Genomic DNA, 16198 nt, shown 5'->3' on the forward strand with positions numbered 1-16198 from the left:
GACGGGACCCTCGAGATCGGCGAGGGGATGGCACTCATCAATGGTTCCCCAGTGGCTGCGGCGGCCTTGGGCGACGCAGCACTGGCCGGACGGCATCGCATTACCGTCATGGAACAGATGATGGCGCTGGGCGCGGTGGCGATCCATGCCCCGGCGGCTCACTACGCCCCCGAACTCGAGGCTGCCTGGCGCGACGAACACCAGGCCGAAGCCATACACAACATCCGCCGACTCATCGAGACCGACGACCACTCGTCCGAACTCCCCTATCAAGCGCCGGTGTCCTTCCGCAGTGGGCCCCGCGTCATCGGGTGGGCACGGCGGGCACAGGCAGCCGCCGAAGAATGCGCCGAGATCGCGCTCTCGGCGTCATCGAACAACCCCATCTTCGTCGGCCCGGCAATCCATCCGCCCCTCGGTGCGATCCTGTCGAACGGCGGCTACCACAACCCGCTCGTCGCTCCGAGTCTCGATTCCCTCGCTCGCACGTGGGCCGATGTGTGCCAATTGGTTACGGCCCAGGTCAATCGAATCGTCGAAGATCCCCGAGGGCTTGTGGCTACCGAACCCGAATCCCAGGTCAGCCTGCTGTATATGACGTCAGCAGGATGGGCCGAGGAGGCGCGCGCCGCCGCCACGACGTCGCTGATCGGTCTGGGCGGAGCAGGTCAGACAGACACGGGGACACCCGACCTGCTTGCGTGGCGAAAAGCTCACGATGCCGGTGCAGCACTCGACAACAATCTCGCGGTGCTCGGCGTCGTGTCCAGCCACGCGCTCGCCCGCACGGGACAGGCGGTGCCACCACGGCTCGCGGCACTCAGCCGGCAGATCCTTCAGCGATTCCCCGTCGGAAGCGCGCCTGTCGACTTCGGGACACAACTCGAGTCGGTCGTCGACCTGCTCAGCCGACCCCGAGACGACGCGGCGACGCCCCTTTCCGAATTAGCCAATACCTGAGTTTCTTTCACCGAATCAACACGAAGGGAGAACGATGTGACTGTCGCAGTGATCGGCGGCGGGGTCGTCGGGATGAATGCAGCGTGGAGCCTTCGCCGTCGCGGCGAGGACGTCACGGTCATCGAACGCGGGTCGATCGGCCAGTCGGCTTCCGGCGTCAATGCCGGTTGGATCACTCCGTCCCTGTCGACGCCCCTCGCCTCACCCGGTGTCGTCGGACTTGGGCTCAAACACGCCTTCGACCCGAATGGCGCCTTGTCCATCCGGCCGCGTCTGGACACCGACTGGATCCGTTGGCTGTGGAAGTTCGCCCGCGCCTCCCGGCCCTCGGCGTACGAGATCGGAGTCCGGGCTCTGTTACAGCTCAATAGCCACACTCTCGAGTTGTTCGACGAGTTGCGCGATGACGGTGTCGATTTCGAGATGCACTCGGCCGGGTTGCTCGCACTGGCACAATCCTCCGACGGCCTGGAATGGTTCACCCAGCTGTTCGACCAACTGCTCCCGATGGGCTTCCCGGGCAGCATCGAATACCTGTCCGGTGACGAAGCACGTCAACGGGACACTGCCGTCGGCCCCGGGGTGCGGGTTGCCGCCCACACCTCGATCGACCGACACGTCAACCCGGAATCCCTGCTCCGAGGTCTGCTCGAGAGAGTTACCGAAATGGGCGTCACCGTCCTCCAGCACACGGCCGTGGATGCCGTCACTCCCGTAGGCGCGAGGTGGTCGATACGAACGCCGGACCACTCCTTCGACGTCGATCACGTGGTCATAGCGCTCGGTGCCGCAACACACGCGCTTCTCACTCCCCTGGGCATCCAGTTGCCGATCATCGGAGCCAAGGGGTACTCGATCGACGTCCGGGGAGCCGGCGCCTCCCCACGCCATGCGCTGTACCTGATGGAACCCAAGCTGGGACTGAGCCCGTATCACGACGCGATACGCATCGCCGGTGCATTCGAACTACCTGCCCGCGACGAACGCGTCCCCGAGCGGCGGATCCGACGCCTCGTGGACCAGGTACACCCGTACTTGGCAGGATGGACTCCGGACGCAGATGTCGGCATTCGCGCCGGCAGGGCCGGATTACGACCGGCCACACCGGACAGCCTGCCGTTCATCGGCCCGGTTCCCGGTCACCGCGGCCTCTACATTGCCGCCGGCCACGGCATGTTGGGGGTCACCCTGGCACCTGCCACAGCTGAGGGGATCGCCGAAATGGTCACCACCCGTCGCATCCCGGAATCGATGCTTCCTTTCCAGTTGGCAGGACGCATCTGATGACAGAATCACGTCCACCACGGTTCGTTACGGACGCTGCTCCCGCCCGGGACGCACGGACAACCGTAGGGATCGCGACGGAGGACGTATTCGAATGCGACGCGTCGTACGGGTCTTCTGGGGGCCGCGGCCAGAGCCGGCCGAAACGCTGGCAGGACGGTGGCGACAGACGGTGGAGCACGTCACGGAACTGCTGCCGGCGGCTGCGCCACCGGTGCGAGGCGAGTGGCGGCAGGTTCACGCGTCGGGACCGGACACTGCCTGTGCGCCGGACGACCTGACGGCGGTTCTCCTGGACGCGCAGGCCGCTGAAGCGTGGTCGGATCTGACGGGGACCGGATTGCGACTGATGCACACCGGTGCAGACGGGTGGGCAGTGGAACTCTCCGGCGTGGCGGGTGGTGCCCCGCAGTTTCTTATGCAGTCACTGGTGATGACGGTCGACGCGCCCGACGGCGCCGTCGTCCCCGAATCCGAACTGCTCGCGATGCTTGCGTCGGTGTGGGAACCGGACTTCGGTGACGTGAGCGACGACGACATTCTCGATGCCCTCGAAGACGACGCCGGGTTCACCGTCGGCGATCCGGTCGTCGGCCGGTTCGGCTATCTGTCCGCCGCCCGCGCAGTCCTGGTACCCGACGGCCCGGAGGCGGTCCGTCAGGACACGCTGGGCGGCGGCCGGCTTCTGCACATTGCAGCGCCGGGCGACATCGACACGGTTGTTCGCGCATACGGCCGGCTACGGGACGCCGGCGCACTCGCGCCACTGCCACGGCCGCTGGACCGGCCGACACTGTGAGGTGCTGCGTCGCGAGCGCTGTGCACGGCGCGCCCGGACACCGTAACTACCAGCCCCCGCACCCGGTTCGGACGAGACCCAGAAAATTCTTCGGGCGGCGTGTCGAGAACTCCTCGACGGTCACGGCGACCCCAACACCTCACCGGCATTCAGCGACGCCGTCGAAGCGCTCTACCCCCTCGCGTACAAACTGAAGTTCGCCAGCAAGCGTGAGCTCGGCCGCGACTACGTCGTTCCTCCGCTGGAGGGCTTGTGGTGGGCCGAGGACATGGACTCCTTCACCGCGGTGCGGGACAAGTCGCGATGGGACTGGACGACGATGATCATGACCCCGAACTGGGTCGACGAGGCCATGTTCACCACCGCGGTCGACAAGGCCGGTGCCAAGAACCGCCCGGCACGTCTGGACGACGTCCGACTCGAGGCGCTGAGCGAAGGGCGGTGCGTGCAGACACTGCACGCCGGCTCCTTCGACGACGAAGCAGCTGTGCTCGCACAACTGCACGAAGATTTCATCCCCAGCAACGGACTTCGTTTGTCCGGCAAGCACCACGAGATCTACCTCAACGACTTCCGCAAGATCACGCCCGAAAAGCACCGCACCATCCTCAGACAACCAATCACCACCGGTGCCGCCTCCGACACCTGACAACCACGTCGACCCGTGCGGTGCCGCCACGTAGCAGCATGTGTGGCCGGAACGTCGGCGTCGACAGGCCTGAGTGCATGCTCAGCTCGATCAGTGCAGCAACCCCGAAGCGAGCAGCCCTTTCCGTAACGCCTCGTACTCGCCGTCGTCGAGGGCAAGTAGCGGGGAGCGCACGGTTCTGTTCTGCAGCACACCGAGCAACTGCAGTGCCCCCTTGACTGTCGTCGCGCCGTAATTGGGAACACCCATGACCGCACGCAACGCCGGCTGCAGGCGTGCATTGATCTCCCGTGCAGTTTCGACATTTCCCGAGAAGAAGGCGTCAATCATCGTGCGGATCTCGTCACCTGCCACGTGACCGAGCACAGAGACAACCCCGCACGCCCCATACGCCAGGAAACCCAGAGTGAGGCTGTCGTCTCCCGAGTAGACCGCATAGCCCAATTCGCGCAACATGATCGCCTGAGTGGGGTCTCCAGCGGCATCCTTCACCGCCACCACGGACGGCCACTCCGCCATCGTCTCGAATGTCGACGGTGCCAGCTTGGTACCGGCCCGGCCGGGAATGTCGTAGACCATGACAGGAGCATCGACTGCCTCCACTACGTATCGAAAGTGCTGCAGTACACCGCCCTGGCTCGGCTTGTTGTAGTACGGCGTCACCAGCAGCAGCCCGTCGGCACCGTGCATGACAGCCTGCCTCGCCAATTCCAGCGTGTGCCGTGTGTCGTTCGTTCCCACCCCGGCAATGATCTTCGCGCGATCGCCCACCGCGTCCTTGACCACTCGCAAGATCCGACCATCCTCGGCGGTGGTAGTCGTGGCTGCCTCACCGGTCGTCCCCGAGACGACAAGGCCGTCGTGCCCATGATCGACCAGATGTAGAGCGATCCGAGCAGTCGCCTCCTCGTCGATCTCGCCATCCACGGTGAACGCCGTAGCCATCGCTGTGAGAACGCGCCCGAACGGAGCCACCGGCGCTGACGAATCGGTCATCGCCCTAGTGTATGCGCGACGAACCGGCGACAACCCTGACGTGACATCCCCCGGTCACTCGCCGGGAGGGGTTCGGCGTTTGAGCAGCTCAGCGAGCTCGGCGATGGTGATCTCGACGGTACCGAACAGGGGATCACCATCCATGGCGGCACGGGCGACAGCCCGGCCCAGACGTTCTGTGAGGTCGGCATGCAGCTGATCAGTCATAACTCATCAGTCTCCAGGAAAACCCGCGCCGTGTGGCCGATTCCTGCCTCCCGCGGGCCGTCCCGATTCCGCCGCCATCGGCAACTCCGAATTGCGCAGAGCCAATGAGACATTGACGGCGTCAGCGCAACCGGGCAGTGACCGTCGACTACATCGAAGTTCGCCGGTTCAACGAAACTCGCCGAAACAATGCCAATCGGTCGGTTTCTGGCCCCGGCGGGGTGCTGCCACCCGTCCGCGACGTCCTCAGCGCCGGTCAATCACTGTACGAGACAGGCGAGATACAACCGGGCACCCCGACCCAGTCGGTGAGCGACGTTCCCGACGGCTCCTACGTCGCACCGGCCTCGTGCTCGCGCACCGATACCGACCCGGCCATGTGGGTCTCCGACTACCCCGGCATCGAGGATTACCTGGCTCAATGGCCCGGCACGAAGTTCACCGTGCAGCAAGTCTCCACGGTCGTCACCGTGCCCAGCGCCGACCCCACACCTCCCGCCGCCGACAACGCCAACCTCGACGACCTCGGCACCATCTTCGGCAGCTAATCCCCACCAGCACAACACAACACACCCGACCACACCCGAACCCGGGCGCGTTCGGGCACACCACAGGCAGTCCACGAAGGAGTGATCAACGACGTTCGAGAAATTCTCCGACCAAGCCCGCCGGGTGCTCGTCCTCGCCGCCGACGCCGCCCGCACACACCACCACGACTCCGCCTCCACTGGCCCAGCAACCCACCCCAGGGCCCACCCACCGCATCCCCAACCAGCTCAGCGACGACGAATACACCCGCGCCCACGCCTCGCACGGTTGAGGTCCGCACACGCCGGGTATCCACCGGTCATGACCACCGAGCACGTGCCGCGCCGTTGTGCCCCGCGGACGGAGGATTACCCCACCGTTCGGATAGTCGCGGCCCGCGAAGCCCAGCTGATGCGGACGCTGGGTCGGGCGGTGAACATCCTCTCGGCCGCTGACGTGCCGTTCGCGGTCGGCGGGGACTGCGCCGTCCACGCCCGTGGCGGACCGCCAGCCGAGCACCAGGTGACCATCATCGCCTCGGACGAACACCTGACCGAGGCACGGACCGCGTTGGCTGCGGGTGGGATGCGGTCCATCGCTTCCTCCCGCCTCGGGTCACGGCAGGTCGTCGGCGGTGATCTCCGGGTCACCCTGCTGCATCCGGCCGGTACCACCGGGACCGGGGAGGGACTCCTCGAGCGGGCCGAGAGGATGCGGATCGGGCAGATCTGGGCACCGGTCCTCAGCGGAACCGATCTGATGATCGACAAACTCCGTCGTCTCGGTTCCCATCGGTGTGACTTCGTGCCGATGCTGCCGGTCGCCCGCGCTTTGCGCGAGCAGGTCGACTGGCCCACCGTGGCGGGGGCCACTGCCGACCTCCCCTGTGCCCGGGCATTTTTGGGGCTGCTCGACGACCTGGCGGTCACAGGGTCGCTGGAGGGGCGGCCCTGACCCACAAGGGCCAGGGCCCTGCCCCGCACCAGTGTTCGACCCGTGCACAGTTCACGAACGGCGGTTCAGTGGTTCGGGCTCACTGTTGCGCGGCCGCCAGCGTGGTGTTCAAAGTCTTGCTCGGCCTCATCACGGCGTCGGCCTTCTCGCTGTCCGGCTGGTAGTAGCCGCCGATGTCAACCGGCGAGCCCTGCACCTCGATGAGCTCCCGCACGATGGTCTCCTCGTTTTCGGTCAACGCCTCGGCAAGCGTGGCGAAACGTTCCGCCAGTTCCTTGTCCTCGGTCTGCGCGGCGAGTTCCTGTGCCCAGTACAACGCGAGGTAGAACTGGCTGCCCCGGTTGTCGAGCTCGCCGGTCTTGCGCGACGGGTTCTTGTTCTCGTCGAGCAGCTTGCCGGTCGCCGCGTCGAGCGTCGTGGCCAGGATCTTGGCGTGCTCGTTGCCGGTCTTGATGCCGAGATCTTCCAGGCTGACGGCCAACGCCAGGAACTCACCGAGCGAATCCCATCGCAGGTGATTCTCCTCCACCAGCTGCTTGACATGCTTGGGCGCCGACCCACCGGCGCCCGTCTCGTACATGCCACCGCCGGCCATCAGCGGCACGATCGACAGCATCTTGGCGCTGGTGCCGAGTTCCAGGATCGGGAACAGGTCGGTGAGGTAGTCGCGCAGGATGTTGCCGGTCGCGGCGATGGTGTCCATGCCGCGGATCAGCCGCTCCAGCGTGTAGCGCATCGAGCGCACCTGCGACATGATCTGGATGTCGAGGCCCTCGGTGTCATGATCCTGCAGGTACAGCTCGACCTTCTTGATCAGCTCGTTCTCGTGCGGGCGGTACGGGTCGAGCCAGAACAGCACCGGCATGCCGGAGTTGCGTGCCCGGGTGACCGCGAGCTTGACCCAGTCGCGGATCGGCGCGTCCTTGACGGTGCACATGCGCCAGATGTCACCAGCCTCGACGTGCTGGGTGAGCAGCACCTCACCGGTCTCGACGTCCACGAAGTTGGCGTCGCCATCCTCCGGAATCTCGAAGGTCTTGTCGTGCGAGCCGTACTCCTCGGCCTTCTGCGCCATGAGCCCGACGTTGGGGACAGTGCCCATGGTCGTCGGGTCGAACGCGCCGTTGGTTTTACAGAAGTTGATGATCTCCTGGTAGATGCGCGCGAAAGTGGATTCCGGCATCACCGCCTTGGCGTCCTTGAGTCGCCCGTCGGCGCCGTACATCATGCCGCCCGAGCGGATCATCGCGGGCATCGAGGCGTCCACGATGACGTCGCTGGGCGAATGGAAGTTCGAGATTCCGCGGGCGGAGTCGACCATGGCCAATTCGGGACGGTGCTCATGGCAGTCGTGCAGGTCCTGAATGATCTCCTCGCGCTGCGTGCTGGGCAGCGTCTCGATCTTGTCGTAGAGGTCGACGAGACCGTTGTTGACGTTGACGCCCAGTTCGTCGAACAGCGTCTGATGCTTGGCGAAGGCGTCCTTGTAGAAGGTCTTCACCGCGTGGCCGAAGACGATGGGGTGCGAGACCTTCATCATCGTCGCCTTGACGTGGAGGGAGAACATCACTCCCGTCTTGCGCGCATCCTCCATCTGCTCCTCGTAGAAGTCGAGCAAGGCCTTCTTGCTCATGAACATGCTGTCCATGATGTCGCCCTCGCCCAGGGTCAGCCCCTCCTTGAGGACGATCGTCTCGCCGCCGTCGGTCACCAACTCCATCCGGACCGTGCGCTGCCGGTCCAGTGTCATCGACTTCTCGCCGTGGTAGAAGTCGCCGTGCCGCATGTGCGCGACGTGGCTGCGCGAGGCCATCGACCACTCACCCATGCTGTGCGGGTGCTTGCGGACGTACTCCTTCACCGCCCGGGGTGCGCGGCGGTCGGAGTTGCCCTCACGCAGGACCGGGTTGACCGCACTGCCGAGGATCCTGCCGTAGCGCTGCCGGATATCGCGTTCCTCGTCGGTCTTGGGGGCTTCCGGAAAGTCCGGAATCTGGTAGCCCTTGCCCTGCAGTTCCTTGATGGCGGCCAGGAGCTGCGGCACAGACGCGCTGATGTTCGGCAGCTTGATGATGTTGGTCTCGGGCAGTTGTGTCAGCCGACCCAGCTCGGCCAAGTTGTCCGGGACGCGCTGCTCTTCGGTGAGGCGGTCGGGGAACTCGGCCAGGATCCGCGCCGGTACCGAGATGTCGCTGGACTCGACCTCGATGCCCGCGGCACCGGCGAAGGTGCGCACGATCGGCAGGAAGGCGTAGGTCGCGAGTAACGGCGCCTCGTCGGTCAGCGTATAGATGATGGTTGGATGCTTATCGGCGCTCATGGTTGTTCTCCCGCGTCAGTTCGTTCCGAGGTCGATAGGCTCCTCGTGAGGCTATCGGTCTCGCGTCGAGTCCAGGTTAGGTGCGACATCATCAGAGCATATTCAAGCGCCCTGTTTTGATTCACTTCGACCACTTTGGTTCACCATGCGAACACTCCGCGGTCAAGTGCTCATCGGTCGCGTTCACCGGGACCAGGCTGCGCGCCTCGACGTCCAGTTTCCGTTCACCATCGGCCTCGCCGAAGCTTCGCCACCATGCACTCCACCGAGGCCCGGCGGCGCTACCGCGGACGACCGGATCCGGCGATCCGTGCGTCGCAGGCGTCACCAGTCCGCGATCACCGGAACCACGCGCTCGCCCAAGATCTCGAGGGGCGTGATCGACGCGACCTGCGGCACCCATCCGTGAACGTGGGTGACTCCCAGCTTCGACAAGTCCTCGAGTTGACTCAGAAGGCTGTCCACGTTCTGTCCGCCCGCACCCGGGTCGAGTGGGAACATCACGGTCTTCTCGATGGCGTCGTAGTCGGTTCCGAGAGCGTCGCAGTGGCTCTTCAGCACCTCCAATTTGTGCTCGACCTCGGGTCCACCGAACAGGTTGCAGGCCTGCGCGTACTGCGCGACCAGCCGAAGCGTCTTCTTCTCGCCCCCGCCGCCGATCAGAATTGGCGGGTGTGGGCGCCGGAGCGACTGCGGCACATTCATCGTTCGGCCGAGCTGGTAGTGCGTTCCCTCGAACGGTCCGTCGTTCTCGCTCCACATCTGCAGGCAGATCTGCAGTGTTTCCTCCAACCGTTCGAAGCGTTCGGCCGTGGGCGGGAAGTGGAGCCCGAGTCCCACACTCTCGTCCTCGTTCCAGGCGGCGCCGATTCCCAGGTACGCACGACCCTCGGACAGGACGTCGAGCGTGGTCACGGCCTTGGCAAGAAGGCCTGGCTCGCGGTAGACAGTCGCGGTGACCCAGGCCAGCAAGTCCACCTTCTTCGTGACGGCAGCGAGGTAACCGAGAGTGGTGTAGGCCTCGAGCATCTCGGTGTCGATCGGTCCCACCGGTTCGATCTGCCAGAGATGATCCATGACGCTGATCTTGGAGAAACCCACGTCCTCGGCGGTGACGGCAATGCGAGACAAGTCGTGTGCGAGGCCCGACGGGCCGTCCGGAAAGGTGAAGTCGGCGATGTGCAGTCCAAGTTCCATAGCTCCACGTTAGGCTTGTCGCCGACGACTACCCAGGGATCGTCAGTACCACCTTGGCCTCCCCGACAGCCTGGTAGATGGTCTCGGTGTCGAGTCCGAGGAGGGTTGCGATTTCTGTGGCTGCGGACGGTCCGAGGTATGCGACGTGGTCGATCTTGTACTCGCGCAGCGATTTGCACGGATGAGCGCGATCTGGAGCTCCTTACCAGTGGCAGCCCGTGAATCAGATCCCGGCCGGCGCGTCCTGCGTGCCGCGCGACGGCGAGAATCCGGAGGATCGGCCACCCGGGGGGGTGACGAAGGTGTCGTGAAAGTCGAGGCGCGGAACAGCGACGCCGTTGGTCCGTGGCCGCGCCAGGCATCATCCGGCCCGTCATCAGCACGCGCAGCGACGTCACCGCACCCAGCAGGTACCGGAACCGGGCCTTCGTCATTCCGAAGTTCCCAAGGATCTCCTGCTCTGCAGCATCCCCGAATGGCGTCCACCTGCAAAGGAATTCGATGAGGCGTTCCGCCTCGGGGTCAGCATGCTTGCGCTTGCGGTCGACTTCGATCCAGGCGACGACGTCCGAGAACGCCCGGATCGGGTGCTCGCGGACAAGGGATACCCGTCGAAGGCGAATCGGGCGTGGCTGCGGGATCGCCGCGACGCTCCCCGAGCGTGACGACCAGATCGCTCACCGCCGCAGGAATCCACGGCCGATCGACTTCGGCCACGAGCAAAAGGAGCGCTACACGGCTTCGGGCGAATGATGGACCTGGCCCCGGGAAGTCGTCGTGAACGGATCCAGCGCCCCGAGCGAGCGAACCGGTCGCGGCGCCGTGGCGTCTGTGCCGGTCTCGCCACCTGTGGATGGCGTCGAGGCAAGAAGGGGATCTGGCCGAGGCCGAAGGCGATTGCCCAAGAGGTCGAATCCCGTCAGCTGGCGGGGTCGTAATGGAACGCGCGCACCTCCTGCGCGCACCGGCAGGCAACCGCGAGCTTCGCAGCCCATTCCAGTGCCGCCTCGCGGGAGGGCAACTCCAATATCGCGTAGCCGCCTTCGAGCTGCTTCGTCTGCGGGTACGTGCCCTCCGTCACCGTGCCATCCCCATCGACCAGGACAGGCGGAACGCTCTCGTCGATTCCACCGCCGAATACCCAGACGCCGGCGTCCTTCGCCTCCTCCACCACCGCGTGCGACGCATCCGACGCTGCCTGCAGATCCTCGTCGGGAAAGTCCATGGCACCACTCGGGAACGAGATCAGGTACTTCGTCATCGCGTCACTCCTTCTTCGCACGTCAGGGATCGGACCCATCCTCGCCGACACGGGCGGGGCGCGCACAAGAATGCTCGCCCACCCCCAACGGGCGGAACAAGCCGTCTCCACGACCACGCTCACCGCGCCCGAGCGCCGGTTGCTTTCTGCGTGTCCAAGGTGTCAGCGTGTCAGCAGACGTTCCCGTCGGCCGGCCAATACACCCCGTACACCGCCGAAGCCTGTGATTCAATCTCGTCATGCGCAAGTCACTGCTGGTAGTCGCGTTGATCGAGTCCGGGACAGTTGTCGGGGCCATACCCGCGGGGGCGGCACCGACGCAGCCGTCCTGGTCGGGTGAGTACTCGGTGAAGCGCTTCGCCGCGACGAAGGACGGTACGAGTTTGGCCGCGCGGCAGTGGGAGCCCGACTTCGCCGATACGTACAGATTCGAGACGAGTTGCACGGACGACGCCTGCGTAGCAACCGTGACCGATGGGCCAACGCCAGCCAACCCGACACTGCCGCTACCGCCGCAGTACACCTGGGACGGGACCAGCTGGGTCCACACCTACGACTGGGAGTGGGACTGCTACCAAGGCGAGGGTGTACCGAAGGTGTGGGCACCGGCGCACTCGGTTGCGTACTACACACCGCAATCCGACGGGACGCTGACCGGTTCCTGGCGTACCGACATCGACAGCGGCCCGTGCGAGGGCTCGGTGATCATGGATGTCGCGGCCTACCCCGTCGAGCCGCCTCCCGGACCGTTCGGCAGCAGTTCATAGGCCCAGATGGCCTCCGCGGCAATCGCGCCGCCTATCTCACCCTTTCAGGTCGAACCATGTGGTCGGCCTGCAGCGGCGTCAGGAGCCGTTGATCACCAAGTCCAGAAGCCAGACCAGCCACGGTATGCCACCCTCAATTGGCAACTCCCACATCGTCCCTCCCTCCGCTTCGGTGCGGTATGACCGTCATTGTGCCCTACCGTCGCCGGCCCTGCCAGGATCACGTCCCTCGTGGGTCATGAGCCGATGCCACTGACAACACAACGGCAGCAGCACCCTGCTCACCCGCACGGGATCGGGGTGGCGATCGCCCGCGTCGCCCCGCGCTGTCGATCTCCACCGACCTCGATCACGACGCCCCGAACTGCACCCGTTCCGCGCCGTGCTCGTCGAGCAGCCGCAAGAGCCACCCCCACCCTCGAGCTCGATATGCACGCGCTAGGAAAACGCATTCACGCGCGCACCCTCAGGGCACTCACGCATGTAGCAAGTATGGAGCGCAGACTGATCAGGAATCGAGAAGCGCCTACCCATGGGACGCATTACCGTCACTCGCATGAACATCGAATCCCTCACCCTCGAAACCCCCGACCCCACCACCGTGAAAGCCTTCCACGCCGCACTCGGCGTAGATGAACACATCAGTGCCCGCGACACTGACGCACCGACCACCGGCTTCCGCGGTTACACCCTCTCGCTCGTCGTGTCCCAGCCGAACATCGTCGACGCCTACGTCGGAGCTGCACTCGAAAATGGCGGCACCGCAATCAAACCGGTCAAGAAGAGCTTGTGGGGGTACGGCGGCGTCGTGCAGGGCCCCGACGGAACGCTCTGGAAAGTCGCGACATCGTCGAAGAAGAACACCGGGCCGGCCACCCGGCACATCGAGGACCTCGTCCTGCTGCTCGGCGTCGAAGACGTCAAGATCAGCAAGCAGTTCTACCTCGACCACGGGCTGGAAGTCACACGAAGCTTCGGTCGCAAATACGTCGAGTTCGCCACCGGCCCGAACGTCAAGCTCGCGCTCTACGGGCGCCGTGCCCTCGCGAAGGACGCCGGCGTCTCCCCTGACGGCACCGGCGCCCACCGGATCGTCATCAGCAGCGACGCCGAACCCTTCACCGACCCCGACGGCTTCACATGGCAGACAGTGTGAATCGGAGACCTCTCACCGCCACCGCGGCAGGGTAACGACACTGACCACCCCACTCATCCAGTTGGGCCGACACGGGAAAAACATGTGTGGCGTGGATCACATCGCTGCAACGCGACCGGCTGGCCGATCTACCATTTCCTCGTGCCAGTACACACCACGTACAGGTCGCCGATGCAATCTCCAACGCCCGGGAAGACATTGGCCAGAGCGCGGCCGCGTCCTGTTGCACGTCCCGGCGAGGCCCGGCCGGAGCGGAGAACACTCCGACCGGGCCGCTTCGGCTCACCGGGGGCTTCGCCGCACCCCCGGACGATCTCAGGACGCGTATGTCACGGCAGCCGAGAGGTTTCAGATTCCGGAGACACGCGAGACTGGACAGCGAACCAGTCGTGCGGTCCCGGTCCGTGCCGTCCTCACCCGATACACACCAGGATGCCCACGACCACTACTGCGACCAGCGAGGCGCCGCCGCAGATCAGCCACGCCCGCGTTGCGAGCTGCCGCCACTGATCGCACCGACCCGCCACTTCCGCGACCGCGACCGATCGCCCCAGGTCCGTATCGGGCGCCTGCGACTCCGAGAGGCGGCGGGCCTTCGCATCCGCCCATGCCGCCACACCGAACGAGACGGGAACCACCAGCACCGCAACCACGAGTAGGCCAACCATCGCACCCATACCCGTCCCAAACATTCCAGTTCCTTCCACACCACACGACGCCCGTCACAGGTGCCGTTCATCGATCACCCGGACCCACGGGCTCAACACCCCCGTCAGCTATATCGTCGAAATGCTGCCTGGTGTTGCACTCCGAACTACCGGCACCGGCGAAGGACCACAAGTCACGCGCGCCTACACGCCCGGTACGGGGAAGTTCCACATCGCCAGGAAAATTACGCCCATGACCAGTCCGGCGCACACAACGGTGCCAACGACACTGACACGCAACGCATCCAGTAAATCGGACCCCAGTTTTTTGCTGATCCGTGCCATTACACTCTTCCTTCACGTGCCGAGATTCCGGCCGCCACGACGGTGACGGTGCACCACACACAATCGTCCGACTTCGATACCTGCACAACGGCCGAATCACCTACACCCATACCCGCTTTTGGGCCCCAGACAGGGGTTTGACCACATCTCATTCCCGATTACCACGCTTCGCGAGAAAATCATGTTGTGTTCTACATCACACCGCGAGCGGGGATCTACTCGCCCGATGGTCGTCATCGACACTGGTCTGCGAGCAGCTCGTCGCCTGGCTCGATTCCGCGGAGCAGCTCCGAGCGACTGCCGAACATGCTGTGGCACAGCAGCATCGGCTGGTCATACGCAGAATTTTCACTTGATCAATCGAGAAACTCAGCCGATACCGCATACACGCGCCGCACACTCACGCCGATCGGAATTCGGCAGCGCCAGCCACGTCACGCATGCGCCTCAGACGGCCCCGAAATTACACTTACTGGTCGGTAATCCCGAGGCGAGGAAATTTGTGCAATGGCGTGGATCACACTCCCTGGACTTCCATGCCCCGGCTCACGAAGATCACTAATGCGCCGCTCGTTACTACGCGCGGTTTGTCCGTGTAGCGCCCCTGCCAGCTGACACCGATCGTTGGCGGGGGCTGCGCTTGGCTGCGCCACAAGATATCCGGTCCGAGCTCACAGCACTGAAGTAGACGTGACACATCACATCACGTCGACATGGCGTTCGTCCTGCATTTTCGGTAGTGGCGCACGATGCCTTCTGTGCTTCGCGCGCTGCGTCAGGCGGCCCAATTCTCTTTAAAGCATCGGCTGGCGGGTCAGTGTGCCGCCATCGACAGTGATGGTTTGCCCCGTGATGTAACTGGCATCCTCGGAGATAAGGAAGGCCACCACTGATGCGATCTCCTCCGGCATGCCGAGTCGTCGCATCGGTACGTATCGTGCGATGACCTCATCGGATAGGTCGGCGACCAACGGATCAACCATCGGTGTTCGTATGCATCCGGGCGCAACGCAGTTGACCCTGATGTTTTCATCGGCCCACTCAATGGCGCTGGTCTGCGTCAGAGATATCAGCCCGGCTTTCGAGGCGTTGTAGGGTGCGAAGTCGGCTTCGGCCGCCAGCGCGTTGACCGAGGCGATGTTGACGATCGAACCGCCGCCGGTGGACCGCATCGAACGCGCAGCCGCAGCAGAGGTGAGTGCCGCACCGCGCAAGTTGTTGTGCAAAGTGGTGTCCCATCGCTCGGCCGTCATGTCAACCATGGCGATCGGCTCGTAGATTCCGGCATTATTGACGAGATAATCGACCCCGCCGAACAGATCGAGGCACCGACCGACAATGCTGTTGCCTACGTCCGGATCCGCCAGATCGGCAGCCATTCCGGCAACGTGACCGTTGTGCTGGTTCAGCTTCGCAGCCACCGCATTGACCTGGTCTGTATGGCGTGAGCAGATCAGCACCCGGTAGCCCCGCCGTGCAAATAACTCTGCGCAAGCGTAACCGATCCCCTTGGTACCTCCGGTGATGACAGCGCGGCGGTCCACACTGGTTTCCGAGTTGTTCACAGTTCCTGTCCATTCCTCGCTTGGATGAATTTGGCAACCGCCGGCGCGGGCCGCATCGTTCTTCCGTACACGCGGCCAGCCGCGAAATGCGCTGCGCCGGATCAGGTGTCGCGGTCGGTGAATGCCTGTACCGGCCGCACGATCGATGCCTGTTCCTGTCGAGCGTTGGAACGGTCGGCAGCGTTGTCGACTATCCCGTCGTAGACGGTCGTAGCACCCGTTGTCGCGCGCATCTCGTGTTCGAGGGCGAGAGCGTCGGCACCCTGGGGCATCGCCGGAGCGGGAAGCCTCCACACCAGTGGAACCTTGTCCTGGACGACGCGTCGATAGGCATAGAGCGCAACGGACACCAGCAGGATGCACACGGCGATCACAGACTCTCGGGTGCCGCCGTAGCCCAGTAGGGAGGGATTGAGAACACCGACCACGGTGATGAAGATGTTGAACGCGACCAGAACTGCCACGACGGGTATCCATGTGCGGTGTCGTCTGATCGGCCGCGGCCAATGGGGACGGTCCTTGCGCAGCAACAGGAATGCCGACAGTCCCAGGATGATCGACAG

15 protein-coding genes and 4 pseudogenes are annotated in these 16198 nt (G+C 64.6%); 9 read left to right on the forward strand and 10 right to left on the reverse strand.

Annotated features, from left to right (window positions below):
- The 4 genes and pseudogenes from AZG88_RS19605 to AZG88_RS19620 form a co-directional block, all read left to right on the forward strand.
- The coding region (locus AZG88_RS19605) for an aromatic amino acid lyase (RefSeq protein WP_197487873.1) at window positions 1-960 on the forward strand (960 nt) is incomplete at its 5' end.
- 36 nt (window positions 961-996) lie between these two features.
- Entirely contained in the window at window positions 997-2244 is a 1248-nt protein-coding gene (locus tag AZG88_RS50140) for an NAD(P)/FAD-dependent oxidoreductase (protein ID WP_082833390.1), read from the forward strand.
- A 94-nt stretch (window positions 2245-2338) separates the two neighbouring features.
- Window positions 2339-3043, forward strand: coding sequence for a hypothetical protein (locus tag AZG88_RS19615; protein WP_005242815.1), 705 nt, complete (start codon window positions 2339-2341; stop codon window positions 3041-3043).
- 109 nt (window positions 3044-3152) lie between these two features.
- Window positions 3153-3692: pseudogene (locus AZG88_RS19620) on the forward strand (GyrI-like domain-containing protein); the annotation flags it as partial.
- 90 nt (window positions 3693-3782) lie between these two features.
- On the opposite strand, the gene dapA reads toward AZG88_RS19620, so the two are convergent.
- Window positions 3783-4688: a 4-hydroxy-tetrahydrodipicolinate synthase gene (gene dapA, locus AZG88_RS19625; RefSeq protein ID WP_005242818.1), complete on the reverse strand. Its 906-nt coding sequence runs from the start codon at window positions 4686-4688 to the stop codon at window positions 3783-3785.
- 54 nt (window positions 4689-4742) lie between these two features.
- A complete protein-coding gene (locus AZG88_RS52680; protein WP_197487874.1) occupies window positions 4743-4895 on the reverse strand; it encodes a hypothetical protein in 153 nt (50 codons plus the stop codon).
- 308 nt (window positions 4896-5203) lie between these two features.
- Between AZG88_RS52680 and AZG88_RS55620 the strand changes: the two genes are divergently transcribed.
- The 3 genes and pseudogenes from AZG88_RS55620 (at window position 5204) to AZG88_RS19635 (ending at window position 6377) form a co-directional block, all read left to right on the forward strand.
- Window positions 5204-5443, forward strand: coding sequence for a hypothetical protein (locus AZG88_RS55620; protein ID WP_442971727.1), 240 nt, complete (start codon window positions 5204-5206; stop codon window positions 5441-5443).
- A gap of 94 nt (window positions 5444-5537) precedes the next feature.
- Window positions 5538-5624, forward strand: a pseudogene (locus tag AZG88_RS55315) (Clp protease N-terminal domain-containing protein); the annotation flags it as partial.
- A 120-nt stretch (window positions 5625-5744) separates the two neighbouring features.
- Window positions 5745-6377, forward strand: a complete 633-nt coding sequence (locus AZG88_RS19635) for a hypothetical protein (RefSeq protein ID WP_005242821.1) — start codon at window positions 5745-5747, stop codon at window positions 6375-6377.
- Between the two features lie 79 nt (window positions 6378-6456).
- On the opposite strand, the gene AZG88_RS19640 is transcribed toward AZG88_RS19635, so the two are convergent.
- The 4 genes and pseudogenes from AZG88_RS19640 to AZG88_RS19655 form a co-directional block, all read right to left on the reverse strand.
- Entirely contained in the window at window positions 6457-8697 is a 2241-nt protein-coding gene (locus tag AZG88_RS19640; protein ID WP_061698635.1) for an NADP-dependent isocitrate dehydrogenase, read from the reverse strand.
- A gap of 324 nt (window positions 8698-9021) precedes the next feature.
- Complete coding sequence (locus tag AZG88_RS19645) at window positions 9022-9894, reverse strand: LLM class F420-dependent oxidoreductase (protein WP_005242824.1); 873 nt, start codon at window positions 9892-9894, stop codon at window positions 9022-9024.
- Between the two features lie 55 nt (window positions 9895-9949).
- Window positions 9950-10234: pseudogene (locus tag AZG88_RS53835) on the reverse strand (MmgE/PrpD family protein); the annotation flags it as partial.
- 579 nt (window positions 10235-10813) lie between these two features.
- Complete coding sequence (locus tag AZG88_RS19655) at window positions 10814-11155, reverse strand: YciI family protein (protein ID WP_005242830.1); 342 nt, start codon at window positions 11153-11155, stop codon at window positions 10814-10816.
- 239 nt (window positions 11156-11394) lie between these two features.
- Between AZG88_RS19655 and AZG88_RS19660 the strand changes: the two genes are divergently transcribed.
- Window positions 11395-11922 (forward strand): hypothetical protein, encoded by a 528-nt coding sequence (locus tag AZG88_RS19660; RefSeq protein WP_061698636.1) that lies wholly within the window; start codon window positions 11395-11397, stop codon window positions 11920-11922.
- A 556-nt stretch (window positions 11923-12478) separates the two neighbouring features.
- Window positions 12479-13078, forward strand: coding sequence for a glyoxalase (locus tag AZG88_RS19665; RefSeq protein WP_037179746.1), 600 nt, complete (start codon window positions 12479-12481; stop codon window positions 13076-13078).
- Window positions 13079-13491: 413 nt separating this feature from the next.
- Here the strand turns inward: AZG88_RS19665 and AZG88_RS19670 are convergent, their stop codons facing one another.
- The 4 genes and pseudogenes from AZG88_RS19670 to AZG88_RS19680 all read right to left on the reverse strand — a co-directional run.
- Window positions 13492-13770 (reverse strand): hypothetical protein, encoded by a 279-nt coding sequence (locus AZG88_RS19670; protein ID WP_061698637.1) that lies wholly within the window; start codon window positions 13768-13770, stop codon window positions 13492-13494.
- Between the two features lie 159 nt (window positions 13771-13929).
- Window positions 13930-14070, reverse strand: coding sequence for a hypothetical protein (locus AZG88_RS52685; RefSeq protein ID WP_025432798.1), 141 nt, complete (start codon window positions 14068-14070; stop codon window positions 13930-13932).
- 794 nt (window positions 14071-14864) lie between these two features.
- Window positions 14865-15635: an SDR family NAD(P)-dependent oxidoreductase gene (locus AZG88_RS19675; RefSeq protein WP_061698638.1), complete on the reverse strand. Its 771-nt coding sequence runs from the start codon at window positions 15633-15635 to the stop codon at window positions 14865-14867.
- Between the two features lie 101 nt (window positions 15636-15736).
- A pseudogene (locus AZG88_RS19680) lies at window positions 15737-16198 on the reverse strand (APC family permease); the annotation flags it as partial.

The organism is Rhodococcus sp. LB1 (assembly GCF_001583455.1).
Classification (GTDB): Bacteria; Actinomycetota; Actinomycetes; order Mycobacteriales; family Mycobacteriaceae; genus Rhodococcus_F; species Rhodococcus_F opacus.